Origin of the sequence: Streptomyces sp. AM8-1-1 (genome assembly GCF_032229325.1) — a bacterium.
In the GTDB taxonomy this organism is placed as follows: Bacteria; Actinomycetota; Actinomycetes; order Streptomycetales; family Streptomycetaceae; genus Streptomyces; species Streptomyces achmelvichensis.
This window is the reverse complement of record NZ_CP135086.1, coordinates 902,405-927,972: the sequence shown is the minus strand read 5'-3', so window position 1 is coordinate 927,972 and position 25,568 is coordinate 902,405. Positions and strand designations below refer to the sequence as shown.

At 70.1% G+C, this 25,568-nt stretch carries 21 protein-coding genes; 7 read left to right on the top strand and 14 right to left on the bottom strand.

Translation table 11 applies throughout. The annotated features are described in order from the left end of the window. Nucleotides 1-3: 3 nt before the first annotated feature. Complete coding sequence (locus RPQ07_RS04115; RefSeq protein ID WP_313942617.1) at nt 4-1,002, bottom strand: winged helix-turn-helix domain-containing protein; 999 nt, start codon at nt 1,000-1,002, stop codon at nt 4-6. Between the two features lie 313 nt (nt 1,003-1,315). Here RPQ07_RS04115 and tdh point away from each other — a divergent pair, with 313 nt between their 5' ends. From tdh to RPQ07_RS04100, 3 genes are all read left to right on the top strand, one after another. Then, entirely contained in the window at nt 1,316-2,344 is a 1,029-nt protein-coding gene (tdh, locus tag RPQ07_RS04110) for an L-threonine 3-dehydrogenase (RefSeq protein WP_313942616.1), read from the top strand. Nucleotides 2,345-2,531: 187 nt separating this feature from the next. Further along, nucleotides 2,532-3,713 (top strand): glycine C-acetyltransferase, encoded by a 1,182-nt coding sequence (locus RPQ07_RS04105; protein WP_313942615.1) that lies wholly within the window; start codon nt 2,532-2,534, stop codon nt 3,711-3,713. A 22-nt stretch (nt 3,714-3,735) separates the two neighbouring features. Beyond that, nucleotides 3,736-4,650, top strand: a complete 915-nt coding sequence (locus RPQ07_RS04100; protein ID WP_313942614.1) for a LysR family transcriptional regulator — start codon at nt 3,736-3,738, stop codon at nt 4,648-4,650. 214 nt (nt 4,651-4,864) lie between these two features. Here RPQ07_RS04100 and RPQ07_RS04095 read toward each other — a convergent pair whose 3' ends face one another. The 5 genes from RPQ07_RS04095 to RPQ07_RS04075 all read right to left on the bottom strand — a co-directional run bounded on the left by RPQ07_RS04095 (nt 4,865) and on the right by RPQ07_RS04075 (nt 10,832). After that, nucleotides 4,865-7,033 carry an ATP-binding protein gene (locus RPQ07_RS04095; protein WP_313942613.1) on the bottom strand — a complete coding sequence of 723 codons (2,169 nt, stop codon included), beginning with the start codon at nt 7,031-7,033 and terminating at the stop codon, nt 4,865-4,867. A gap of 28 nt (nt 7,034-7,061) precedes the next feature. After that, entirely contained in the window at nt 7,062-7,574 is a 513-nt protein-coding gene (locus RPQ07_RS04090; protein ID WP_313942612.1) for an SRPBCC family protein, read from the bottom strand. 188 nt (nt 7,575-7,762) lie between these two features. Beyond that, nucleotides 7,763-9,379 carry a cation acetate symporter gene (locus RPQ07_RS04085; RefSeq protein WP_313942611.1) on the bottom strand — a complete coding sequence of 539 codons (1,617 nt, stop codon included), beginning with the start codon at nt 9,377-9,379 and terminating at the stop codon, nt 7,763-7,765. After that, complete coding sequence (locus RPQ07_RS04080; RefSeq protein ID WP_313942610.1) at nt 9,376-9,780, bottom strand: DUF485 domain-containing protein; 405 nt, start codon at nt 9,778-9,780, stop codon at nt 9,376-9,378. The genes RPQ07_RS04085 and RPQ07_RS04080 overlap by 4 nt, the downstream gene beginning before the upstream one ends. 122 nt (nt 9,781-9,902) lie before the next feature. Then, nucleotides 9,903-10,832, bottom strand: a complete 930-nt coding sequence (locus RPQ07_RS04075) for a DMT family transporter (RefSeq protein WP_313942609.1) — start codon at nt 10,830-10,832, stop codon at nt 9,903-9,905. 150 nt (nt 10,833-10,982) lie between these two features. On the opposite strand from RPQ07_RS04075, the gene RPQ07_RS04070 reads away from it, so the two are divergent. Then, the gene (locus tag RPQ07_RS04070; RefSeq protein WP_313942608.1) at nt 10,983-11,873 is read left to right on the top strand and encodes a LysR family transcriptional regulator; all 891 of its coding nucleotides are present in this window, start codon (nt 10,983-10,985) and stop codon (nt 11,871-11,873) included. Nucleotides 11,874-11,926: 53 nt separating this feature from the next. On the opposite strand, the gene RPQ07_RS04065 is transcribed toward RPQ07_RS04070, so the two are convergent. The 4 genes from RPQ07_RS04065 to RPQ07_RS04050 form a co-directional block, all read right to left on the bottom strand. Further along, a complete protein-coding gene (locus tag RPQ07_RS04065) occupies nt 11,927-13,195 on the bottom strand; it encodes a ThuA domain-containing protein (protein WP_313942607.1) in 1,269 nt (422 codons plus the stop codon). Continuing rightward, nucleotides 13,192-15,387 (bottom strand): RICIN domain-containing protein, encoded by a 2,196-nt coding sequence (locus RPQ07_RS04060; protein WP_413777823.1) that lies wholly within the window; start codon nt 15,385-15,387, stop codon nt 13,192-13,194. Before RPQ07_RS04060 ends, RPQ07_RS04065 begins: the two co-directional genes overlap by 4 nt. Before the next feature lie 152 nt (nt 15,388-15,539). After that, nucleotides 15,540-16,925, bottom strand: a complete 1,386-nt coding sequence (locus RPQ07_RS04055) for an RICIN domain-containing protein (protein WP_313942605.1) — start codon at nt 16,923-16,925, stop codon at nt 15,540-15,542. Then, nucleotides 16,922-18,202, bottom strand: a complete 1,281-nt coding sequence (locus RPQ07_RS04050; RefSeq protein ID WP_313942604.1) for a ricin-type beta-trefoil lectin domain protein — start codon at nt 18,200-18,202, stop codon at nt 16,922-16,924. The genes RPQ07_RS04055 and RPQ07_RS04050 overlap by 4 nt, the downstream gene beginning before the upstream one ends. A 336-nt stretch (nt 18,203-18,538) precedes the next feature. Between RPQ07_RS04050 and RPQ07_RS04045 the strand changes: the two genes are divergently transcribed. Together RPQ07_RS04045 and RPQ07_RS04040 are read left to right on the top strand one after the other, a co-directional pair. After that, entirely contained in the window at nt 18,539-19,750 is a 1,212-nt protein-coding gene (locus RPQ07_RS04045; RefSeq protein ID WP_313942603.1) for an MFS transporter, read from the top strand. A gap of 199 nt (nt 19,751-19,949) precedes the next feature. After that, the gene (locus tag RPQ07_RS04040) at nt 19,950-20,375 is read left to right on the top strand and encodes a GlcG/HbpS family heme-binding protein (RefSeq protein WP_313948776.1); all 426 of its coding nucleotides are present in this window, start codon (nt 19,950-19,952) and stop codon (nt 20,373-20,375) included. Nucleotides 20,376-20,457: 82 nt separating this feature from the next. On the opposite strand, the gene RPQ07_RS04035 is transcribed toward RPQ07_RS04040, so the two are convergent. Then, a complete protein-coding gene (locus tag RPQ07_RS04035; RefSeq protein ID WP_313942602.1) occupies nt 20,458-20,973 on the bottom strand; it encodes a pyridoxamine 5'-phosphate oxidase family protein in 516 nt (171 codons plus the stop codon). A gap of 45 nt (nt 20,974-21,018) precedes the next feature. Between RPQ07_RS04035 and RPQ07_RS04030 the strand changes: the two genes are divergently transcribed. Further along, a complete protein-coding gene (locus RPQ07_RS04030; protein ID WP_313942601.1) occupies nt 21,019-21,498 on the top strand; it encodes a MarR family winged helix-turn-helix transcriptional regulator in 480 nt (159 codons plus the stop codon). Between the two features lie 53 nt (nt 21,499-21,551). On the opposite strand, the gene RPQ07_RS04025 is transcribed toward RPQ07_RS04030, so the two are convergent. From RPQ07_RS04025 to RPQ07_RS04015, 3 genes are all read right to left on the bottom strand, one after another. Continuing rightward, the gene (locus RPQ07_RS04025) at nt 21,552-22,157 is read right to left on the bottom strand and encodes a hypothetical protein (RefSeq protein WP_313942600.1); all 606 of its coding nucleotides are present in this window, start codon (nt 22,155-22,157) and stop codon (nt 21,552-21,554) included. A gap of 187 nt (nt 22,158-22,344) precedes the next feature. Further along, nucleotides 22,345-24,252 (bottom strand): transglycosylase domain-containing protein, encoded by a 1,908-nt coding sequence (locus tag RPQ07_RS04020; protein ID WP_313942599.1) that lies wholly within the window; start codon nt 24,250-24,252, stop codon nt 22,345-22,347. 69 nt (nt 24,253-24,321) lie between these two features. Further along, nucleotides 24,322-25,566: a HAMP domain-containing sensor histidine kinase gene (locus RPQ07_RS04015; protein ID WP_313942598.1), complete on the bottom strand. Its 1,245-nt coding sequence runs from the start codon at nt 25,564-25,566 to the stop codon at nt 24,322-24,324. Nucleotides 25,567-25,568 lie beyond the last annotated feature (2 nt).

The window sequence follows — 25,568 nt, the reverse complement described above, 5'->3', positions numbered from 1 at the left end:
CGCTCACTCCGACAGGAGTTCCACGAGCGCATGCCCACGCTCCGTGCGGCGGAGCACCACATGGCGGCCGCGCCGTTCGCGGTCCAGGAGGCCGGCGTCCTGGAGCTGGGTGCAGTGGTAGGTGATGTTGGCCGGGCTGCAGCGCAGATGCGACGCCAGCTCGCCCATGGTCATCGGTGTCGCCGACGCCCGGAGGATCGCGGCACGCAGCCGCCCCGCGATCAGCGTCAGCGGATCACGGCTGATCTCGGCCGGTTGTCCGGTCGCCGCGCCGCCGTCCCACAACTGGCCGATCCCGGGCACCGGATAGCCGATCCACACCAGGTCGGGCCGGTCGAAGGCGAACATCGAGGCACCCATGCCGGAAACAATGGGGACCAGGACGAGCCGGCGGTCGCCGAGCTCGAAGGTCCCGGCCTGCTGGTCCGGCAGATGGAGGCTGGTGCCCCGCAGCTTGAACCGCGGGCTGATCCCCGGAAGCACGCTGTCCAGGCAACCCCGTACCGTCGCGCTGCCGATACGTTCCGCCTCGCGGTGGAACAGCCGGTCGGCCTGCTTCCACACCGGCAGGAACTCCTGCCACACCTCGGCCAGAAGCCCCGCGTACGCCTGAAGCCAGTCGCGGGGGCGGTCCACGACCGGCTGCCACTGCCGGGGCACACTCTGGGCGAACTCCGTCTCCATCTCGGCCAGCAGCGTGTCCGGCGACAGATCCGCCAAGTAGTCGAACTGCGTGGTCGCGTCGCCGTCCGGCATGCACGCCGTCGGGGTCAGGCAGTCGGGAATGATCGAGTGATCGGGCGCGAAGAGCGGGCTCACCACTCCTGGTGCGGCCCGGGGAGCGGCGGATCGGACGATGCGCTGCCAGTGCGCCGGAACGCCCTGGCTGCGTCCCCCGAGCGCGTCCGCGACGAGTGACAGAAGAGTGGCTCCCGGATGAGGAGCGACGGAGACCCGGACCTGGTCGAGCGGGCCGAGTCGGAGTTCGGTGAAGCCGTGCACTGTGCGGTCCCCCTGCCGTACAAGGTGCCGTGCCGAGCCGTGTGACGGGCCGTTCTTTCAGGGGTGGGGACGCGGGACGGCTTCATGCCGGTTCAACCGCTTCAGGCCATCCTGCACACCCGTTCACACCCGCCGCATGAAGCTCTCCTGTTGCCCCGCTTAAGAAATCCTCGATGGACTCCGCGGGCCGAGCTGGGCAGATTGGTGCAGGTCCATGGACGTACGCTGTCATTGTTTGTCGTAGTTGCCGCAACTGTCGCAGTCGTCGCAGCTGTCCTCGGTCCTTTCGACACCATGCACTGGAGCCGCCCCGATGAAGGCCCTTGTCAAGCAGCATGCCGAGCCCGGCCTGTGGCTCATGGACGTGCCGGAGCCGGAGACGGGTTCGGGGGATGTGCTGATCAAGGTGCTCCGTACGGGCATCTGCGGCACCGATCTGCACATCCGGTCGTGGGACGCCTGGGCCCAGCAAGCGGTGAGCACGCCGCGCGTTCTCGGCCACGAGTTCGTCGGCGAGGTCGCGGCGGTCGGTGCGGACGTCGCGGACATCGCGGTGGGTGACATCGTGAGCGGCGAGGGCCACCTCGTCTGCGGCAAGTGCCGCAACTGTCTCGCGGGCCGCCGTCACCTGTGCCGCAGCACGATCGGCCTCGGGGTCGGCCGGGACGGGGCGTTCGCCGAGTACGTCGCCCTGCCCGCCGCCAATGTGTGGGTCCACCGCACGGAGGTGGACCTGGACGTCGCGGCGATCTTCGACCCCTTCGGTAACGCCGTCCACACCGCGCTCTCCTTCCCGCTCGTGGGCGAGGACGTACTGATCACCGGCGCGGGACCCATCGGCATCATGGCCGCGGCCGTCGCCCGCCATGCCGGCGCACGCAATGTCGTGATCACCGACGTCAGCGAGCCCCGCCTCGCCCTCGCCCGCAAGGTCGGTGCCACCCTCGCGCTCAACGTCGCCGAGCACGACATCGCGGAGGCGCAGCGCCGGCTCGGCCTGAAGGAGGGCTTCGACATCGGTCTCGAGATGTCCGGCCGCCCCGAGGCCATGCGGGACATGGTCGACAACATGACGCACGGCGGTCGTATCGCCATGCTCGGGCTGCCGGCGCAGGAGTTCGCCGTCGACTGGTCGAAGATCGTCACGTCGATGATCACGATCAAGGGCATCTACGGCCGGGAGATGTTCGAGACCTGGTACGCGATGACGGTCCTGCTCGAAGGCGGCCTCGACCTCAGCCCCGTGATCACCGGCAGCTACGGGTATCAGGACTTCGGAGCGGCCTTCGACGAGGCGGCGCAGGGCCGTAGCGGCAAGATCATCCTCGACTGGACCCGCTGACCCGCTGACCCGCTGACCCGCAGACTCACCGGCCTGCCCACCCACCCGCCGGCCGCCCTGTCGATCCGCTGACCGCCGTCCGCCAACACCCCGTCTGCGTCGTCCGCCGACACCCCGTCTGCGTCCAGGGGCTCCGCCCCGCGCCCCGACCAACAGCCCGCAGCCACCGCTCAAGGGAGCTCACCTCATGTTCGAGTCCGTCCGCGACGACCTCCGCGTCACCCTCGACGAGATCCGCGACGCCGGCCTCTTCAAGCCCGAGCGGGTCATCAGCACCCCGCAGAGCGCGTCCGTCTCCGTCCCCTCGGGCGAGGTGCTCAACTTCTGCGCCAACAACTACCTCGGTCTCGCCGACCACCCCCAGGTCGTCGCCTCCGCCAAGGAAGCACTGGACCGCTGGGGCTACGGCATGGCCTCCGTGCGCTTCATCTGCGGCACCCAGGACGTGCACAAGGAGCTCGAGGCCCGCCTGTCCGCGTTCCTCGGCCAGGAGGACACGATCCTCTACTCGTCCTGCTTCGACGCCAACGGCGGTGTGTTCGAGACGCTGCTCGGCCCGGAGGACGCCGTCATCTCGGACGCGCTCAACCACGCGTCCATCATCGACGGCATCCGCCTCTCGAAGGCCCGCCGCCACCGCTACGCCAACCGCGACATGACCGAGCTGGAGCAGCAGCTCAAGGAGACCCAGGACGCCCGTCGCCGGCTCATCGTCACCGACGGCGTGTTCTCCATGGACGGGTACGTGGCCCCGCTGCGCGAGATCTGCGACCTCGCCGACCGCTACGACGCCATGGTCATGGTCGACGACTCGCACGCCGTGGGCTTCGTCGGCCCCGGCGGCCGGGGCACCCCGGAGCTGGCCGGCGTGATGGACCGCGTCGACATCATCACCGGCACCCTCGGCAAGGCGCTCGGCGGAGCCTCCGGCGGCTATGTCGCTGCCCGCGCCGAGATCGTCGCCCTGCTGCGCCAGCGCTCCCGCCCGTACCTCTTCTCCAACTCCCTCGCGCCGGTCATCGCCGCCGCCTCGCTCACGGTTCTGGACCTGCTGGAGTCCGCGGGCGACCTGCGCGAGAAGCTCACCGCCAACACCGCGCTGTTCCGGTCGAAGATGACCGAGGCCGGCTTCGAGATCCTGCCCGGCGACCACCCCATCGCGCCCGTCATGATCGGCGACGCCGCCGAGGCCGGCCGGATGGCCGAGCTCCTCCTGGAGCGCGGTGTCTATGTCATCGGCTTCTCGTACCCCGTCGTGCCGATGGGCGCCGCCCGTATCCGCGTCCAGTTGTCCGCCGCGCACTCCACCGAAGACGTCGAGCGGGCCGTCGCGGCGTTCATCGACGCACGTCAGGAGCTGAAGGGCTGAGTCCACCTGGCAAAATGGCCGCGTGATCGACCCTCGGCGGCTGCGCATCCTGCGAGCCGTGGCGGACCACCGTACGGTGACCGCCGCGGCCTCCGCGCTGTATCTGACCCCCTCGGCCGTCTCCCAGCAGCTCATCGCGCTCGAGCAGGAGACCGGTCACGCTCTCCTGATCCGCAGCGGCAAGGGGGTGCGGCTCACGGCCGCCGGGGAGATCCTGCTCGCGCACACCCATGCCGTGCTCGCCCAGCTGGAGCGGGCCGAGGCGGAGCTCGCCGCGTACGCGGGCGGCGCCGCGGGCGAGGTCACGGTCGCCGCCTTCGCGACCGGGATCGCCGAGGTCGTCGCCCCCGCCATAGGCCGTCTCGCCGCGGACCACGCGGGTATCCGGGTCCGTGTCCGGGACGCCGAGGGCGACGAGAGCCTTCCGCTCGTTCTCGACGGCGAGGCGGATCTGGCCGTCGCGGTCGAGTACCGCGGAGCCCCGGGCGAGGGCGACCGCCGGCTGGCACGGGTGCCGCTGTACGCGGAGCCGTTCGACGCGGTCCTGCGCGCCGACCATCCCCTCGGTACGGCGACCCGGGTCGAACTGGCCGAACTCGCCGACAGCGACTGGATCGGCCCCTACCCCGGGAACCCCTGCCACGACATGGTGCTGCTCGCCTGCGAACTGGCGGGCTTCCAGCCCCGTCTCGTGCACTGGTCCGACGACTTCCGCGCCGTCGTGGCCCTCGCCGGAGCGGGCGCGGGAGTGGCGCTGGTGCCCCGCTCCGCGCTGCGCGGCATGGAGCTCACCGACACCGTCGTGCTGCCGGTCTCCGGTCCTGCCGCGACCCGCAGGGTGTTCGCGGCGGTACGGCGGGGAGCGGAGCGGCACCCGCTGATCAGCCCGGTGCTCGATGCGCTCGCCGCCGCTGCGGACGGCCTCTCCACCGACTGACCAGGGGGCCCGGCCCCGCACACCCGGCGCCTGCACTGCCCGGCCCCGCTCACCGGGCGCCAGCACAGCCCGGACCCGCACACCCGGCGCCAGCACAGCCCGGACCCGCCACGGAAGCACCGGCCCCGGCTGTCGCAGCACTGCCCGGACCCGTCGCCCGGACGCACCGCTCGGACCCGCCACGTAGGCACCGCCCCCGCCCGGATGCCGCCCCTCACGTACCGAGCCCACCCCGCGCCGAGCCGCACCGCGCCCCCAGCGCAGCGCTCAGCGCCACGGCGGGGTCGGCAGTCAGGCCCCATTGGTACGCACTCTCGTACGCCTCGTCGCCCGCCTTGGCCCGGGCCGTCCGCTCGCACTCCTCGCGGACCGCCCGCAGTTCCGGAGTGCCGCGCTGCGGGTGGCCGACCGTGTGCCAGAAGGACTGGCCCGTCCCGTACACCAGCCCGGCCAGTTCACCGTCGCCCGCCGCGGCGATCGCGGCCGCCAGCACGTCCAGCCCCAGCGCGATCCCGAAGCTGTCGCCGAGGCCTCTTTTGCTCTCGAGCATCGAGCGGGCGTGTGCCGCAGCATCCAGCGGGTTCCCGGAGAAGAGGTCGATCAGCGCGAGCTGGTAGTCGAGGTAGGCGCGGGACCAGAACTCGCCCCGCTCCACACATCCCGCACGCAGCCACAGCGCACGCTCCCGGGCCTCGTGCAGTCTGCCGAGCCCGGTCAGGGCGAAGACCTGCACGAGGTGGCAACGCAGTCGGGACGCGGAGTCGAAGGGCTCACCGGGCGCGGCTCCCAGCCCGTGCTCCGTCACCAGATGGGCGGCGACAGGTCGTCCGGTCAGCAGCGCTATGAGCCCGGTGAGATACGCGGCCGCCAGCAATTCATCGGTGTCGCCCTCCCGCCATGCGGCGCGCGTGCACTGCTCACCGACCCGCTGAGCGTCCTCGTACTCGCCCTGGAGCGTGAGGGTGATGCCGAGTGCCCACAGCGCCCGCGTACGGTCCGCTCCGTCCGACGGATGTGCGGCCAGGGCCTGTTCGAGGTATCCGCGGGCCTCGTGCAGATGGCCGCAGCAGCTCCAGAAGAAGCCGACGAGGCCGACGAGGCGCAGCGCGCGCTCCGGGGAGGTGGCCAGCAGATGGTCGAGTGCCGTGCACAGGTCGGTGTCCGCCTCGGCGATCCTGCGGTACCACCGGGTCTGGTCGGCGCTCAGCCAGCCCGCGTCCGCGTCCTGGGCGAACCGCAGGAAGTGGTCCGCGTGCCGCTCCGCCAGGGCAGCCTCCTCATGGAGCGCGCGCAGCCACAGGTGCCCGTACTCGCGGATGGTGTCGAGCATGCGGTAGCGGATGCCGTCGCCGCCCGCGACGACGGTGACGACGGACACGGCCACCAGGCGCCCGAGCAGCGCGTCCACGGCATCCGCACCGAGCGGTCCGCCCGAGCACACCGCGCGGGCGGACTCCAGGTCGAAGTCGCCGCGGAAGACGGTGAGTCGCGCCCACAACAGCCGTTCGAGCGGCGCGCACAGCTCGTGACTCCACCCGATCGCGGTACGCATCGTGCGGTGACGCTGCGGCCGGACCCCCGGACCGGGGGTGGCGAGGACGTCGAAACGGGAACCGAGCCGCTCCGCGATCTCCTCGACCGTGGTCCGACCGGCCTGGGCGGCGGCCAGTTCCAGCGCCAGGGGAATCCCCTCCAGCCGGCGGCAGATCTGTATGGCGGCCGCGGCCTGCTGCGCATCTGCGCTTCGGGCCCCGGCCTCCGCCCCCGTCGTCGCCCCTGCGCCTGTCCGCGTCCGCGTCATCGTCCCCGTCCCCGTCCCTGTCTCCGTCTCCGTCTCCGGAGATTGCGCCGCGGAGGATGCCGCGGCCACCCGTTGGGTGAACAGGTCCAGCGCGTCCGGCCCGCCCGGCGGCAGGGGCTCGACTTCGATCAGCCGCTCGCCCTCCATGCCCAGCGGTTCGCGACTCGTGACCAGCACGGTCAGGTCCGCCACGGCGGTCAGCAGATCGGCGACCAACTCCCGGCAGGCGTCGACCAGATGTTCGCAGGAGTCGAGGACGAGGAGCAGCCGCTTGCCCGCCAGCCACTCGCACAAGGCGTCGACCGGCATACGCGGCGTGTGGTCCGCGAGGTCGCACGCGTCCGAGACGGTGGACAGCAGCAGCCGGTCCCCGTGGAGCGGCGACAGATCTGCCCAGGCCACGCCGTCGGGGAACAGGGCCTGCGCTTCGCGCGCGGCCCGCAACGCCAGTCGTGACTTGCCGACCCCGCCCGTTCCGACGAGGGTGACCAGCCGGTCGCGGGCCAGCGCGCGGTCCAATCGGAACAGTTCCCAGTTCCGTCCGACGAAGCTGGTCGATTCCTCCGGAATAATGCCCAACACGGGCACATTCTTGCGTACTTCGGACCTCTCAGGAGCCGTCCTGGGGCGACTCCATCACCTTCTTGAGGTTGCGCAGGGTGATCGCGATGTTCTTGCGCTGGAACTCGGCGAACGTCCGGCCGCGGGTCGCCACCCTGTCGAACGCGCCGGCCATCGCGTCGGGCCACGACCGACGGTCGTCGGTCCAGGTCTCGGTCACCCGTGTGCCGTCGGCGACGGCCTCGAAGCGGTACTCCCAGGAGGCGATCGGCGCCTTCAGCACGGGCTTGCGCCGACCGATGGCGTGCACCCGGAACGCGAAGCGCTCGCCCGGCTCCGCGGCCGTCACGGTGCAGCGCGTCGTCCAGCGGAGGGGTCCGCGCTTGTTGTGCCCGTCGAAGACCATGCCCACATGGGCGACCCGGGTGCCGTCCGTCACCGTCGCGCCCTGGTTCTCCGGGCTCCACCGCCCCATCCGGGTCGGATCACTGACCTGGTCGTAGATCGCCGCCGGCGGGGCGTCGACGACGATGCTGTCCGAGACCGTCATGGTGCGTTTCATGGGTACGGCTCCGCTCTCGTGGCTGCCCGGGACTCCGCGGGCGATCATCTCGCCGTGGAGGTCGTTCCGTTCGGTGTGCAGGAAGGTCGCTGTGCGGGTCGTGCTCGGATGTGGAGGGCGTACTCGGGCGGACGGCCCCGTGGTGTCGCCGCGGGACCCGTCCGCCCGGACGCCGGTGGCATCCGGAGTCAGTACCGCCCTGCCGAGGTGTCGACCAGGATCGCCGCCTCCGCCGCCTCGTCGTCGAACTCCTCCTGCCGGCGGGTGCCCGTACGGCTGTTCGTCAGGCGGGTGGCGAGCCAGCCCGCGAGGAATCCGACGGGAATCGAGACGAGACCCGTGGTCGTGTACGGGAACCAGGTGAAGTCCTGGTCCGGGAAGATCGCTTGGGGAGAACCCGAGACCAGTGTGGTGCCGGTGATGAGGATCAGGACGCTGACCGCGCCACCGATCATCGACGCCAGGAGCCCCGCGCGGTTGAAGCGCTGCCAGAACAGGCTGTAGACGAGCGCCGGAGCGACCGCCGAGGCGCCCAGACAGAACGACAGGGTGACCATCGCCTGGAGATTCCAGTGCCGGGAGGCCGCCGCGAGGACGATCGCCGCGAGGCCGACCAGCGCCGCCGTCGCGCGGGCGAGCATCATCTCGGTGCCGGCCCGCAGCTGTTGCCTGCGCCGCAGGCCGTTCGTGATCAGATCATGGGCCAGGGAGTTGGCGCAGGCGAGCGTGATGCCGGCGACGGATGCCAGCAGTGTCAGGAAGATGGCCGTGGCCATGACCGTGAAGAGCAGCGTCTCGAAGCTGGACACGGACTCGCCCATGACGGCCTGGCTGACGAGGAGGATCGACGTCTTGCCCTGCGGGTCGCTGAGCGTGATCTGCTGGCGGCCGACGAGCGCCGCCGCGCCGAAGCCGATCACGGCGCTGAGCAGACCCATGACGACGACGGTGGAGACGGCCCAGCTCATCGAGCGGCGCACTGCGGGCGCGCTGCGGGAGCTGAACATGCGCATGGTGATGTGCGGGAGGCACGCTGCGCCGAGGACCACGGTCAGCTGCGTGCTGATGAGGTCGAGCCCGTCGCCGCCGAACTGGAGGCCGGGGGTGAGATACGCCTCGCCCGCGCCGCTTCCCCGTGCCGCGGCGTCGAGAAGCGACGGCACGCTGAAGTCGAAGCGGTACAGCACGAGGGCCGCGATGGCGAGGGCAGCGGCCAGCAGCACCAGGGTCTTCACCAACTGGATGAACGCCGTGCCCTTCATGCCGCCGATGGCTGCGTAGATGATCATCAGCAGGCCGAGGAGCACGATCGAGCCGGTCTTGAAGCCGGCGGCGTCGATGCCGAGGACGAAGGCCAGCAGATCGCCCGCGCCCGCGAGTTGGAAGATCAGCAACGGGAAGAGGGCCACCAGCGTCACGATGCAGGCGGTGATGCGTACGGCGGGGCTGGGCGCGCGCCGGGTGAGGACGTCGCCCATGGTGAACCGGCCCGCGTTGCGCAGTGGTTCGGCCAGCAGGAACATCAGCAGGACCAGGGACAGCGCGGTACTCAGCGCGAGTACGAGGCCGTCCTGGCCGACGAGCGAGATGACGCCGATGGTGCCGAGGACGCTCGCCGCGGAGATGTAGTCGCCGGCGATGGCGAGTCCGCTCTGCATCGGCGACAGCGAGCGGAAGCCGGTGTAGAACTCGTCCAGGTCGTCCCGGTCCGGCCCCGTCATCACGCACAGGAGCAGGGTCACGGTGATCACGGCGATGAACGCGACCAGGGACATGGTCTGGGCTTCGGTGCTGAATCCGGTCATCGTCGTGCTCCCTGCGGGGACGGGGCGGTGTTGCGGCGTACCGCTGCGGTGAGGGGGTCGACGCGGCGGCGTGCGGTGCGCTCGTACCAGGCGACGGCCAGCGCGGTCACGGGGAGTTGAAGCAGGCCCAGCAGAAGGCCGGTGGTGAGGCCGCCGGTGACCCTGCTCGACATGAGGTCGGGGGCGTAGGCGCACAGGACGAGGAAGACGACGAAGTACCCGAGGGCGGAGAACGTCGCGACGCGGCGCAGTCTCTTGTAGGCGGTGCTCAGCGCGCGCACATCACGGCGATGGTCCGCAGCGGGCTGGGCGCGCTGCTGGGACTGATGGGCCTGTCCCGGATGCTGTTCGGGGAAGTCCGGGAACTCGGGATATGAGGGCTGTGAGCGGTGGTACGACATCGCGTTCTGGTCCTCGAATGCCTTCGCGGTCGGCCTGCGACGGCTGGCGCATGCCGGTGGAGCGGCACACGTTACCCGCCGGTAGGAGTGCCGGAGCATTCTCACATGGACTGATTGGTCGGTCAGTTGACCCGGTCTGTCCGGAGTCGCGGCTCTCGCGCGGAACCCGCAGCCGGCGCGTCGACCAGCGGCGACAGTGAATTTGTCCCCTTCTGCCTGCGCGTCAGTCCGACGCCGACGAGGACAACCAACATTCCGATAACGACGCGCAGAGTGAGCGCCTCGTCGAGGACGAGTGCCCCGAGGGTCAGGGAGACCACCGGCAGCAGATAGCCCACCGTGGCCGCGTTCGTGGCACCCTCGTCAGCGATGAGCCGGTAGTTGAGCGCGAACGTGAACCCGGTGGCGAAGACGCCGAGGGCGATGACGGCCAGCACACCGACGAGCGTGACGTCCGAGGCCGACGTATCCGCGACGGGCAGCGCGAGGGTGCTCAGGCCCGTTGCGGCGAGGAGCTGGGCCGCCGAGAGTGCGATGGGCGCCGAGCCCTTCCCGGTGAGCTTGCGTCCCATGTAGGTGAACGCCACGGCGTAACTGGCCGCCGCCGCAAGGATGGCGAGCGCGCCCCAGCTGGTCAGACCGCCCTGCTGCCACGGTGCGAAGATCAACAAGGTGCCGGCGAATCCCAGAAGGAGTCCGGCGAGGCGGACCGGCCGGATTCCCCGTTCCGTACCGATGGCGAGGCCGATCAGCAGCGACCACAGGGGAGTGGTCGCGTTGAGCACGCCCGCCACCCCGGAGTCGACCGTCTGCTGGCCGATGCTGAACAGCGCGAACGGCAGGGCGTTGCAGAAGAAGGCCGCCACCGCCAGATGTCCCCAGGTCGCACGGTCGCGCGGCAGCCGCTTACGGGCCCAGGCCGCCATCGCGACCAGCACCAGCGCGCCGAGCGCGCAGCGCGCGAAGGTGATCTGCGCCGGGGTCAGGCCGTGGTCGAGCGCCACCTTGATCCAGAGGAATCCCGATCCCCACAGCAGGGCGAGTACGCCCATGCGCAGGAAAGTTCCTCTTCCGCCACTGACCACGTCCGTCTCCTCCAGGCTTTGTCGGGCGCTCCCGTCGAGGCCCTCCCCGACCACCGTGCCGCACCCGACCTGGCAGCACCAGTGAAAAGTTGTGGGGTCAGCGTTAACCTCTGCTACATGCTCGATGTGCGCAGGATGCAGGTCCTCAGGGCGGTCGTCACCAGTGGCTCGGTCACTGCCGCGGCCGCGAACCTCGGCTACACGCCGTCCGCCGTCAGCCAGCAGGTCGCGGCACTGGAGAAACAGGCCGGCACCGCGCTGCTGGAACGCGTCGGCCGTGGAGTCCAGCCGACCGCGGCCGGACGGCTGCTCACCGAGCACGCCGACGTCATCAGCAGGAACATCGCCGAGGCGGAGACCGCGCTGGCCGATCTGCGCGAGGGGCGCACGGGGCGGCTGGCCGTACGGTACTTCGCCACCGCCGGGGGCACGATCGTCGCGCCGGCGCTCGCCGATCTGCGCCGTACACATCCGGGGGTGCGGATCGACCTCAGGCTGATCGACCCGGAGGACCCGCTTCCCGAGGTCAAGCACGGCCGCGCGGACCTCGCCGTCGTCGTCCAACTGCCGGACCGGCCAAGCGAGGACGTCCGGCTCGTCCATCTCCTCGACGACCCCTACCGTGCCGTTCTGCCCAAAGAGCACCCGCTCGCGGCCCGAAGGGTGATCGATCTGGCCGACCTCGCGGGGGAACGGTGGATCGGCAGCGAATGGCCGGGGCCCTGCCTCGACGTCGTCCTCGGAGCCTGCGGTGCGGCCGGATTCACCCCCGACATCGTGGTGCAGAGCGAGGACTACGCGACCGCCCAGGGCTTCGTCGCCGCCGGTCTCGGAGTGGGGCTCATGCCGCGGATCGGTCTCGGCAACCGCCACCCCGGTGTCGTCGTACGCAAGGTCCGCAGGCCCGAGCCGGTACGGGCGATCCACGCGGCGGTACGGGAGAGCTCACTGACCCAGCCCGCCCTTCGCGCCCTGCTCGACGCCCTGAAGCAGGCGGCGCAGCAGTAGGCCCGGGCACCCCCGAAGGGGGACCCGGGCCCACTGGGTGAGCTGTCAGAGCGTCAGGGCTGCGCGGTCAACTGGAAACTCTGCGCCGCCGAGTTGTCGCAGGCACGCTGCACCAACTGCACACTGTTGGCCGAACTGCCTGTCGTGCTCAGGCACTTGCCGCTGTGCCGAGCGGTGAAGTGGTAACGCCCGGACGCCTCCCGCACCGGCAGCCACTGCTGGTTGCCGCCGCCGCTGTAGGACCACAGCTGCACCGGCGCGTTGTCCGCCGCCGACACCCCCGTCACGTCGATCACCTGCTGGGGATTGCCCCGTATCCCGATCCTCGTGTAGCCGCTGTCCGTCGTGCGGAACTGGAACTGCTGAGCCGCGGTCCCGTTGCAGGTGTACTGCTGGATCGCGGTCCCGTTGGCGGTGGCGGCCGACCGCGCGTCGGCGCAGGCGCCGTTCGCGTTGTTGGTCAGCGCATACCACGCCGTCTCGGAGATCGGATCGTTCGGTGCCGGACCGCCGCCCGCGCCGCCGAGCCACTTCAGCCCGTCGATCAGGAAGCGGTTCTGCGTGGCGCTCGCGAACGTCGACGACAACGGCTGGTTGGTGTCGTAGTTCATCGCGTTGTGCCCGAAGTTCGCGTACAGCATCTTGTACTGGGTGTTGGTCCACAGGATCGGGTAGTAGCCGCTGTACCACGTCTGGTTGGGGTCCGTCCCCAGCGGGAAGCTCGACGGGTCCACCGATGCCAGGATCTTGATGTTCTGGTTGGTACGCAGATCGTTCGACCAGCTGTACCACTCGCTCACCGACGACGTGAACGTCGCGGGCAGCCCGGTGGTCGAAGGGTGGGTCCGGTCCTCCGTCCGCAGCACCGAGGTCGTCGGACCCCAGGTGTTCGACCGGAAGTTGCCGCTCCCGAGGAACTGGTTGTAGTACCAGGGCCACGCCGCCGCGTTCGTGGTGAACGCCGAGACATGGAAGCCCATCCAGCCGCCGCCCGCACGCATGTACCGTTCGAAGCCGGCCCGCTGGGCCGCCGACTGGGGTGCGTCGTCCAGGAACAGCACCACCTGGTACTCGTTGACCCCGCCGTTCGCCAGCAGCTCCCAGTTGGTCGTGGCCGTGTAACTGAAGTTGTTCTGCGCGGCCGTGCGCGGGAACCACTCGTTGGCTTCCTTGACGAAGTTGATGTGTGCCGCGTCCCAGGTGCCGTTGTAGAAGGCGATCACCTTGAAGGCGGGCGCCTGGGGCCCGGCGTGCGCCGGGACCGTCGTGACACCGACCAGCAGCGCCAGCAGAATCAGAAGCCTTGCTCCGAGCCGCCTCACGGGTAGCTCACCAGGTTGGCCACGTTGGTGGACGAGTTGGACGGACCGCCCCTGTCGTTGATGACATGACGGATGGTCCCGGTGCCGCCGAGCGAGACGGTCACCATGTTCTGGAACCTGACGTTGGGGTTGTTGGGGACCTCGAACGCGTGCTCCGCGGTCACACTGTTGTTGACGTTGAAGAAGCAGTAGCTGCCGAGTCCGTAGGCCTGGTGACTGGTCACGTTGTTGGCGACCTTGTAGGCCGCGTAGCCCTGGGTCGAACCGTTCATCCAGGCCGCCTGGTTCGGCGGGTCGTACGGCATCTCGTTCTGGTAGAAGTACGTCCGGCCGCCGTTGCCGTTCCAGATGGTCTGGTGCTTCTGGTAGTGCTCGACGAACAGGCCGTACATGGTCACGTTGTCGCCGTTGACGACGAGTCCCGTGTCCGCGGTGTTGGTGTTCCAGCCGATGCCGCTGCCGTGGTCGCCGCGCCAGATCCACATGTGGTCGCCGATGACGTTGTCACTGTTGACCACGAGGCTCGTCGTCGCCTTGCCCACGGCCGCCCCGCCGACGCGGAAGTAGACGTCGTGCAGCGAGGTGGGGTTGGCGGAGTGGTTCGCCGCGGCGCCGGCCGGGCCGACCTCCATCAGCGTCTGCGAGTTGGTCGTACCGGCGTCGAAGAGGACACCCGCGACCTTCACCCCGTCGACATCGGCGACCGTCATCGCCGTGATGCCGTTGTCCGGGATGAACGTGGCCAGGCCCAGACCGAGGACGACGGTGTCGGGACGGGTCACCCGCAGCGTCTGGTTCAGGCGGTAGACGCCGGGGGTGACCAGGAGGTTCTTGCCCTCGGCCAGTGCGGCGTTGATCTGCGCCGCGGTCGCGCCCGGCTTGACGACGAAGAACTGGTCCATGCCGAGCGAGCTGCCCCCGGCGCTTCCGCCCGCCCAGGTGGTGGCCGAGGAGTTGGCCCGCAGGGACGGGACGAACACCTTGTAGGCGCCCGCGCTGTCCACGTACAGGAACGGCTTCTCCCGGACCGTCGGGGTCTGGTTCACCGTGGTGTAGGGCGGGTTGGGGAAGCTGTTGCCCGGCACGCCCTGGCTGCCGACGAAGACCATGTTCCAGTTGGACCCGTTCCAGCTGCCGAGCTGCGAGTTGCGGGTCAGCCACTGCTGCTGGGTGCCGGACCGCACCTGGCCGTCGACCTTGCTGTCGGCCATGAATCCGCCGCTGGCCCAGCCACCGTCGTCCAGCGCCAGATTGCCGCGGACGTGCATGCGCCGGTACGCGGACGCCTGGGAGACCGCCCACCGGTCGGTGCCGCCCGTCGGGTTCACCGACAGGTTCTCGGCGCCGCGCCAGAAGTTCTGGGTGGCGTTCTGCGGCGGGAACCAGTCCGCCTCGACGTGCACCGCGCCGTTGATGGTCACCGAGTCCGGCGACTGGCCGAGACCGAGGACCTGTGTGTAGAAGCCGACGTTGACGTCGTTGCTGTACGTACCCGGCTTGAACATCACCGCGTAGCGCTGCGGTCCGAACTGGTTCTTCTCCTGTTGCTGGAAGATCGAGTTCAGCCTGCTCTGAATCGTCGACGACGGCATGGACGGGTCGAAGACGACCACGTTCGGACCGAGATCGACGTCACCGGGCGCGGTGCTCACGGGTGCCACCTGGAAACGCTGTGCGGCGGAGCCGTTGCAGGTGTACTGCACGAGTTGAACGCTGTCGGCCGTCGAGGCGGACGGGACGTCCAGACACTTGCCGCTGTGCCGGTTGACGAAGTGGTAGGCGCCGCCTCCCTCGTCGACGGCCTGCCACTGCTGGTTGTTGCCGCCGCCGTACGTCCACAGGTGCACGGCCGCGTTGTCGGCGGAGGAGGTGTCGCTCACATCCACGACCTGAGCGGCGTCGTTGCGGTTGTTGATCCGCACGAAGCCGTCGCTCGTCGGTGTGAAACTCCACTGCTGCGCGGTGCTGTTGTTGCAGGCGTACTGCTGCACCGCGGTGCCGTTGACGGTCGCGGCCGAGCGCGCGTCCAGGCACTTGCCGCTGCCGGCGTTGACCACCGTGGACCAGCCGGCGGGCAGCGCGGCGGCTGCCTCTGCGGCGCGGGGAGTGGCGGCCTGGGTGGGCTGGACCGCGGTGAGGACCGAGGCGGCGGAAGTCGCGACCACGAAGGCCGCGACCCAGGGTCTCGTGATACGGGCCGGGATGGGACTGCGGCGATCCGCTCGGGGCGTTCGCAGGGATCGGAGCACGGTTTCTCCTGTGCCGACTGCACGGCGTGGGTGGGGGGTTGAGCCGGGGAAGGTGAGCAGGGATGCTGAGCAGGGAAGGTGAGGGAAGCTGCAGGTCAGCCGTTGTACTGCGCGAAGACGCGGGTGAAGTCCCACGGCTGCTGGGACACGCCCGAGCAGGTGTCGGCCCCGCCGCCGGTGCAGGGGCGGTCGCGGTTGACCGACCAGAAGGTCAGCCGTGCGAGATGCCGCTGCTGGGCGTAGCCGAGGATGGTGCGGAAGTCGGCGACGGTCACCGTCTCGTTGTTGTCGGTGATGCCGTTCATCGAAGAGATGCCGGTGTGCCGGTACGCCTGGTCGTCGGAGTAGCCGTAGGCACTCTTGACCGTGTTCTTCAGGCCCTCCGCGGCCCGGACGGTGAGCTGGCCCATGTTCTGGCCCGCCCCGCCGAAGTTGAACGGCATGATCGTCCAGCTGTCCACGGTCAGACCGGAGGCGGCGGCCTTGCGGATCAGGCTGTCGTCGGGGCCGTTCTGGCCGGTGCCGAAGGTGACGAACACCTTGATGCCGGGGTTGTTGGCCTTGACCGTCTTCAGCGCGTCGACCGTGCGCTGCTGGACGGTCGGGCTGTCGTACGCCGCGGCCTCGATGTCGATGTCGATCGCCTTGAGGCCGTAAGCGTTGATGACCTTCTGGTACGCCGCGGCCAGCTCACCCGCGCTGCCGCAGGAGCTCTCCAGCTTGTTGCCGCTCCACCCGCCGAACGACGGGATCACATCTCCGCCGGCGCCGCGGACGGTGTTGATCGTCTGCTGGTCCACCCCACCGGTCAGCGGCCTGCCGCCGTCCCACTGCGGGTTGCAGTAGCCGTTGCTGAGCACGAAGGCCAGCGTGAACCACTTGACGCCGGTCGCGTTCATCACGGTGGTCGGGCTCGGCGGACTGCCCCAGCCGTTGTAGAGGTACGGCGCGACGGCCATGGGTCCGGTCGGTGCCGGGTTCTCCCCGCCGCCGGGTGCGGTCCACTTCTGATTGGCGGCGCCCGTGCAGGTCCATATCTGCAGGCGGGTGCCGTTGGCCGAGCTGTTGCCGGTGGCGTCCAGGCACTTGTCGGCCTGGGGGTTGACGATGTCACGGGACGCGCCGGCCGACCACTGCTGCGCCGCGCTGCCGTTGCAGTCCCACAGCTGGATCCGGGTGCCGTTGGCCGTGCCCGCGGAGGTGACGTCGAGGCATTTGCCGAGCGCGCGGATGGTGCCGTCCGCGCCGACATTCCACTGCTGCGCCGCGCTGCCGTTGCAGTCGTAGAGCTGTACGGCGGCACCGTTGGCGCTGCTCGCGCCGGCGACGTCCACGCACTTGCCGCCGATACCGGTGATCTGGCCCGTCGCGGCGGGGGCGCCGCTCGCGGGGCTACCGGTCAGGCCGGTGACCAGGGCGGCGGCCGCTGCCGTGCCCAGTACCCCGCGCATCGCGGGCCTGCGGAGGAGTCCTGTGGTCATCGGGTCACCGCCCACTTCTGGTTGGCCGTGCCGCCACAGGTCCATATCTGCAGGCGGGTGCCGTTGGCCGAGCTGCCGCCGCTGGCGTCGAGGCACTTGTTGGCCTGGGGATTGACGATGTCCTGGGCCGCGGGGACGGCCCATTGCTGGGCTGCGCTGCCGTTGCAGTCCCACAGCTGGACGGGAGTTCCGTCGGCGGTACCTCCGGACGCCACGTCCAGGCACTTGCCGAGTGCGCGGATGGTGCCGTCGGCGCCCACGGTCCAGCGCTGAGCGTCACTGCCGTTGCAGTCGTAGAGCTGGACGGGGGTGCCGTTGGCGTTGTTCGCGCTGGGCACGTCCACGCACTTGCCGCCGACGCCGGTGATCGGACCGCCGCCACCGGGCGTGCCGCTGTCGGTGCTGACCCGGACGTAGTCGACGAGGAGCTGCTGGGGGAAGACCGTGCTGCCGTTGGGGTCTCCGGGCCAGTAGCCGCCGACCGCGAGATTGAGGATGAGGAAGAAGGGCTTGTTGAAGACCCACTGCCGTCCGCCGAGGTCGGCGGGTGTGCGCCGCTGGTAGACGTTGCCGTCGACGGACCACGTGATCGCGTTCGGGCTCCAGTCGACGGAGAAGGTGTGGAAGGCGTCGGCGAACGCCTGGCCGCCCGGCAGGGTGTATCCGGCGCCGATGCCGCCCGATCCGGAGTAGCCCGGGCCGTGCAGGGTGCCGTGGACCGTGGACGGCTCGAAGCCCACGTTCTCCATGACGTCGATCTCGCCGGAGTTCGGCCAGCCGACCTGGCCGATGTCGTTGCCCAGCATCCAGAAGGCGGGCCACATGCCCTGCCCGCGCGGGATCTTCATCCTCGCCTCGACGCGGCCGTACGTCGTGGTGAACTTGCCGGCGGTGTTCAGCCGCGCCGAGGTGTACTCACAACGCCCGTACCAGCACTGGTAGTTGCCGGGGTTCTCGCGACGGGCGGTGATGGCCAGATGGCCCTGTCCGTCGAGAGCGGCGTTGCGGTTCCCTGCGGTGTAGTACTGCCGCTCGTGGTTGTTGACGTTGTCGCCCGTCTCGATCTGCCACTTGCCGCCGTCCACGGCCGAGCCCGCGGGCCCGTTGAACTCGTCGGAGAAGGTGACGGCGGCGGCTGCCGATGCGGCTGCGGGAGGAGCGGGCGGCTTCGCTGCGGGCGCGGTCGCCCCCTGCGCGAGTCCGGTGGACAGCGACGCGAAGGTGAGGAGCGAGGCGACGGACAGCACGAGTCGCCGGGATAAGCGCGGGGAGTCCATGACTCTCCCTTCCGGGAGCATGACGGGGGAGTGTCTGCTATGGCATGCATATGTCAGACGTGGGCGCATGCGGAACCGAGTGGTTGCTGCGCCGACCGGGGTGGGGGGTAGCAAGTGGAGCTGGGGGGTGCTTAGTTCACTACGTGATTTAAGAAGTGAACAAAGACCCTGTCAAGGGCTTGGTATGGACCGCATCCATGAACGGAAGCCCGACCCATGGACGGGGGTCGAGGGAGGTCCGTGCTGGCGCCGATATAGCGCGCTTGCAAGTAATGGCGGTTGCAATTATTGTGGGCGCTCGTAAGGCGCAGAAGCAATCGTCCGGAGGTTCTCCCCATGCCACTCGCGCTGCTCGCCCTCGCCATCGGGGCCTTCGGAATCGGCACCACCGAGTTCGTGATCATGGGCTTGCTGCCCGAGGTCGCCGCGGACTTCGGGGTCTCGATCCCGACGGCCGGGTTCCTCGTCACCGGGTACGCCCTCGGTGTCGTGATCGGCGCCCCGCTGATGACCGTCCTCGGCACGAAGGTGTCCCGTAAGCGGATGCTCATGGTGCTGATGGGCCTGTTCATCGTCGGCAATGTGCTCTCCGCCGTGGCACCCGTCTTCGGCGTGATGCTCGCCGGCCGCGTCGTCGCCTCGCTCGCCCACGGAGCCTTCTTCGGTATCGGCTCCGTCGTCGCCGCCGACCTGGTGGCCCCGCAGAAGAAGGCCGGCGCCATCGCGATGATGTTCACCGGTCTGACCGTCGCCAACGTCGTCGGCGTCCCGCTCGGCACCTTCGTCGGCCAGAGCGCCGGCTGGCGCGCCACCTTCCTCGTCGTCGCCGGCCTCGGCGTCCTCGGGCTGCTCGGCGTCGCCAAGCTGGTACCGGAACAGCCCAGGCCCGAAGGCGTGCGGCTGCGCCACGAGATCGCCGCGTTCCGCAACGTCCAGGTCCTGCTCGCCATGGCGATGACCGTGCTCGGTTTCGGTGGCGTCTTCGCCGCCATCACCTACATCACGCCGATGATGACCGAGGTCACCGGCTTCGCCGACTCCTCCGTCACCTGGCTGCTGGTCCTGTTCGGACTCGGCATGGTCGGTGGCAACCTCATCGGCGGAAGGTTCGCGGACCGCGCGCTCATGCCGCTGCTCTACGTCTCGCTCGGCGCACTCTCTCTCGTGCTCGCCCTGTTCACTCTCACTGCCCACAACCCCGTCACCGCGGCGATCACCATCGTCCTCATCGGCGCGCTCGGCTTCGCGACCGTGCCGCCGCTGCAGAAGAGGGTGCTCGACCAGGCCGCGGGCGCGCCCACGCTGGCCTCGGCCGTCAACATCGGTGCGTTCAACCTGGGCAACGCCCTCGCCGCCTGGCTCGGCGGCATGGTGATCGCGGCAGGCTTCGGCTACACCGCCCCCAACTGGGTCGGTGCCGCCCTCGCCGCCTCCGCCCTCGCCCTCGCGGTCCTGGCCCAGATCCTCGAGCGCCGTTCGCCCGGCACCGGCCAGGTCGTCGCGGCCTCCGCCCCCGAGGCAGTCGTCGTCCCCGCCGGCCGCCACTGAGCCTCGCGGACACCCCCGTCGATCGCGATCGACGGACGCCCCCGTCGACCGCGATCGACGGCTGCCACTCGCCGCTGAGTCCCGCCGGCCGCCGCTGATCGGCGGGAGGTCCCTGGTTCACCGTCCCCACCACCGCAGCATCCCCCCACCACCGCAGCATCCACCCACCACGGCTAGGAGCCACCCCATGACCACCAGCATCACCACCACCGCCGTCGCGCCGCTGACCACGCAGGACGCGGAGACCCTCGTCGAGGCCGCCCGCAGCGCGGCCGAGTCCGCCGGCGTCACCGTCGCGGTCACCGTTCTGGACGCGGGCGGCCATCTGCTGGCCTTCCGCCGCGACGACCGGGCCGTCCTCATCGCCGGTGAGACCAGCACCCGCAAGGCGTACACCGCCCTCCAGTTGAACGCCCCGACGGCGGACCTCGTCGACGCCGTGCAGCCCGGCGGCCTCTTCCACACCCTGCCGACCGCGCTCGACAAGCCGCTGCTGTTCATCGCGGGCGGAGTCCCCGTCCAGCGCGACGGCCGTCTGATCGGCGCGATCGGTGTCGGTGGGGGAGCGCCGGAGCAGGACCACGGTTTCGCGACCGCGGCCGTGGACGCGCTCGCCCGCGCGTAGCCGCCGTCGCGGCAAGTACGGACGTCGCACCACCGGCTCGCGGGCCGCACCGGTCACCATCGGGGCGGCCCGCTGCCGTTTCTCAAGCGGCGGTGGGCCGCGACCAGTTCAGATGGGGCGTCCTGCCCAGGAGCGCGTCCACTTTGCTGACGCGCACGCGGTAGGGGTCGAGCCTCAGCAGCGAGGTCGTCCCGCCCGCGGGCCCGTCGGGGAAGCTGCTCCAGAAGTCGAAGCCGAGCGGCGGCGGTGTGTCCCGGAACCGTTCCCAGATGCGCGTTCGCGTCGCGGTGTCCTCGATCCACTCCACCGCGCAGTCCGCGAGGGCGACGTCGTGGGCCGGGTCCCAGTAGGAGCAGGTCGCATAGGGAGTCCGGGCCAGATGGGCCACCTTGACCGGGCTGGGCCGGGTGACGATCCAGCCGGTGAGGCCCGTCTCGCCGTACTCCCAGAAGGGATGGAGTATCCGCCCGCGCGGCCGTCCACGGGTGTCGACGGTGGCCACCGTGCACCAGACGATGCGGTGGGCGAGGGTGATGAACTCCTCGGCGATGTCCGCCGGAATGCGGGCGGTCCGCGTGTGAGCATTTTCCACAACCATGGTTGTACATTACTTGATGCACAACCTTGGTTGTACTCTTCCGGTGTGACCGATTTCGATCCGGCCGACGCCGATCTCTCGCTGCTCTCGCTCTTCGCGGGCTGGGGCCTCGCCGACGAGCTGCAACGGCGGCTGGCGGCCGACGGCTTCGAGGACAGCCGATTCGCCGACGGCGTGGTGTTCCAGCATCTGATCGAACGTCCTCTGGCCATCGGCGCGATCGCCGAGCGGCTCGGGGTCACGCAGCAGGCGGCGTCGAAGTCCGTCGCCGATCTGGAGCGGCGCGACTACCTCCTGCGACGGCCCGATCCGGGCGATGCGCGAGCCCGGCTGGTCGATCTCACCGACCGGGGCAGGGGAGTGATCACTGCGGCGCGCATGCACCGGGCGGCGATCGAGGGCGAGGTGATCGCCGCGCTCGGCGCCGAGCGGGTCGAAGCCGCCCGCCTCCTGCTGGCCGACGTCCTCACGCATCTGGGCGCGGACGCCCCCCTGCGGATGCGCCGGGCGAAGCCGCCCCGCTGAGTGCCGGACATCCGGCGCATGGCGGGCCCGTCACCGGGCCCGCCATCGCGCGGTCACGGCAGGGCCGGGACCTCCGGGGCGACCGCGGCGGCAGGCAGCGCGGGCGTCGCCGGGAGTGCGGCGGTCTCCGCCTGGGCCGCAGCCGGAAGGCTGACACCCGACAGCAGGCCGGTCACCGTGCCGAGCACCGTGTCGAGCAGGCCGGTGACGACACCCAGCAGCGAGCCGACCACGTTCGTGAGACCGGACGTGGCGGCGCCCAGCAGCTCGTCGAGCGTCTTCTGCAGATCGGCCAGGGCGTCGCCGATCGCATCCGCGCGGACGGCCCGGTCCGTACGGTTCATCTCCAGAGTGGCCATGGCCACCTGCAGGTTGGCCTTGTGTCTGATGGCCGTCGCGAGCGGCATGCGCCCGGCGTCGGTCGCCAGCACGTCGGTGAGGAAGTCGGTCATCGCCGGCGGAACACCGTGCGTGTGACGCATGACCTCGACCTGCCGGCTCAGCTCGGTGGCGCCCGGGATGGCGGACTGGACCGCGGCGGCGGCGGGGACGGTATCGGGTACGGAGGTAACTGCGGCCGCGGGGCCGACCGCCGTGAAGACGAGTGCAGCGCACAGGGCGGGCGGCGCCATGACGCGGGTCACCGATGTGAGACGCATGCAGGGGTTCCTTCCAGAGAGGGGACTTCTCGCTCACCGTGTGAAGGAAGGTCAACCCTGTGCAACCGCGAACCATACCGCCGATCGGGCGGATCTTCGTCCATCGGAAAGCTCTGACCTGCAGATTTCTGCTCGCCCGCCCTCCAGTTGCGCCTGCTGCATCCGTGTGAGTCCGGGGTCCCGCCACTCAGCCGGACGTCGGCTCGGGCACCGCCCCAGGGAAGTACGCCTCGCCGCCGCCGAGTGCCGTCTGCGTGTAGGTCATCCACATCCTGGCCGGGTATCCCTCCCCGGCGTTCGGCAGCGGTATCTGCTTGTGCGTGGTGGCGTTCTCGCCGAACAGCCCGATCGTCGTGAGCAGTTCCTCGGTCGAGCCGACGAACCACTCCGCCTTCCCGTCGTCACTGCGGCCGGACTTCTGTGTGACGTCTTGCCGGCCGTCCTCGGTCCACATCGACGGCACGGCATCACGCCGGCCCGATGCCCGGTTGAGGACATCGGTGACCGTTTCGGCCGCCAGTGAGCTGATGGCGCTGCCGCCGACCGGGTCACGCAGCGGTGTGACCTCGCCGTCCCGCTGGGCCGACTTCACGATCGACGGGGTGACCTTCTTCCCGTCGTGCCGGAAGCCGGCGTAGACACCCGCGATCTCCAGGGGACTCGCCCCCATGAGGCCGAGGGACAGCGCCTGCGGCGAGGCGACATCCCTCGGCTTCAGGTCCATGCCGAGGGCGTTCGCGGTGCTCATGACCGCATCGTCGTCGGCCGGAGGACGCTCATCGGCCTTGGCCTCCATCGACGCCGCCACGACGACGGGCTCGAACAGAGGGCCGACCTGGTAATCGGCGCGTGTGGCGTTGCTGATGTACTGCCGCATGTAGTCCCGGCCTCCGTAGAGGGCGACGACATGGCCGTTCCTCGGGTCCATCGACACCGCTCCCGCCTGGATGTTCTTGTCCAGCACAGGGCCGCCGGGTGTGCCGCCCGCCGCGGAGACCGTCTTCTCCAGGGCCTTCTGTTTGCGGGGGTCGACGGTGAGGGTGATCCGCCAGCCGCCACCTGCCAGTTCCTGCTCGCTCACGCCGGACTCCATCAGCTCGCGCCGGGCCGCTTCCACGAGATATCCGGTCTGCCCGGAGAGACCCGCCGTCGGGGAAGGCCCCACGGGCACGGGGAACTTCATCCGCCCGCGCGTGGCCTTGTCCAGCCAGCCCTGACCGACCATGTTGTCGAGCACGTAGTTCCAGCGCTGGGTGACGAGGCGCTTGCCCTCAGGGCCCGCGATCGCCCAGTCGTACTGGCTCGGGGCCTGCAACAGCGCGGCCAGATAGGCACCCTGTTCCACCGTCAGCTGCTCGACCTCCCGGTGGTAGTAGGCCCGTGCGGCCGCCTGGATGCCGTACGCCTGGCGTCCGTAGTAACTGCTGTTCAGATACCCGGCGAGGATGTCGGACTTGGAGTTCCGCTGGTCGACCTTGAGCGAGATGATCAGTTCCTTGACCTTGCGGGTCACGGTCTGTTCCTGGCTCAGGTAGTAGTTCTTCACGTACTGCTGGGTGATCGTCGAACCGCCCTGTGTGCCACGGCCGGTGACGGTGTTCAGGATGCCGCGTGCCGTGCCCGAGAAGGAGACACCTGAGTCCGTGTAGAAGTCCTTGTTCTCGGCGGCGACGAAGGCGAGCCGGACGTTCTCGGGCACCCGGTCGATCGGAACGGTCTCTCGGTTGATCTCGCCGGTACGGGCGAGCCGGCTGCCGTCGCTGAAGAGGTACACATTGCTCTGCGCCTTGGCCAGATCATTGGCCCGCGGAATGTCGATCGCGACATACAGGACGGCGAACGTGCCGGTCACCAGGGCGCATACGGTGATGAGAGCGGCCAGCGTCTTCCGCCAGCTGAGGAGTCGGCGCAGCCCGCGCCGCTTGCGGGCCTTCTGCCGCGGTGAGCGGTGCCGGCACCGCCGGGGGAGCGCCCGGCCGCGCCGTCGTGAGCGCCGGCCGGGGGCTTCCGCGACCGTTCTGAGCGAACCTGCCCGGTCGACCTCGCCCGCGCTCGGCAACTCCGCTGTCCGGTCAGGACTCCCAGTGGTTCGCATGGCGCCATCCTCAGCGCCGAAGATCTTCGGAAACCCAAAGCGAGCCATCGGCTTTGCCTCGGAGATGTATCAGCCGTGTATCGGCTCCCTCGGAGGGAGCCGCAGGGTCGCCACCGCACCACCGTCGGCCGCGTTGGCGAACTCCAGTTGCGCCCCGATCACCCGGGCCTGGCCGATCGCGATGGTCAGCCCCAGGCCGTGGCCGGTACCGCGTTCGCGGGCGCCCGTGCGGAACCGCTGCGGACCGTCGTCGAGCAGGGTGTCGGGATAGCCGCGTCCCCGGTCCCGTACCGTCACGGTCCGCCCGTCCGCGGCGACGGTGACCGTGACCGGACGGCTGCCGTGTCGGTGCCCGTTGACGATCAGATTGGTCACAATGCGCTCCAGCCTGCGTGGATCGGTCCACACCTCGGCCGTCGGCGCATCGCCCTCGACGACGAGCTCGACCGGCTCCGCCGGCAGCCCGTGCAGCGTCGTGATGTCCTCGACGAGAGAGCTGAGACGGCAGGGCGACAGATCGGCCTCCTCCGCCCCGGCGTCGAGCCGGGAGATCTCCAGAAGATCCTCGACGAGGGCGGCCAGGACACGCACCCGGTCGCGTACGAAGGAAGCCGCTTCGCCGTCGGGGAGCAGTTCCGCCGCCGTGACGAGACCCATCAGGGGGGTGCGCAGTTCATGTGCGACGTCCGCCGTGAAGCGCTGCTCGCTGCGCAGCCGTTGCTGGAGTGCGGCGGCCATGGTGTCGACGGCGGCGGAGATCTCGGCGATCTCGTCCCGCGGCCGGGGCGGTGCCTCGATACGGGCGTCGAGGTCCCCGGCCGCGATGCGCCGGGCCGTGCCGGCGGCGGACCTCAGCCGGCGGCTCATGCCCCCGGCGATGATCACGCCGAGCGGCAGCACGGCCGCGGTCGTCAGCGCTCCGGCCCAGGCGATCGTCGTGTCCAGCGCGCTGATGTCCCGCAGCGTCGTCGTCATGTCGATCCGTACGGACAGGACTTGCTCGCCCGCGGGACGCGCGGCCCACATCGCCGGACCGGTGGGCCGGGTGGAGAACTCCGTGCCCTGATGGCCGCGGTCCGCGATGCCGCGCAGCCCGGCCGGCAGCCCGGGGGCGTCGAGCACGGCGCCCGTGCCCTCGACCGTGCCCGTGCGGGCGTAGGTCACCGCGGCCCGGTCGAGCGTGGTGCGGGCGGCGTCACGCGCCTGGGTCAGTTCGCGGTCGCGCGAGGCGTGATGGACGAGGATACCGACCGCTGCGGCGACCGAGCAGATCGCGGCGGCGACCAGGGCGGCGATACGCCATCTCAACGGCATGG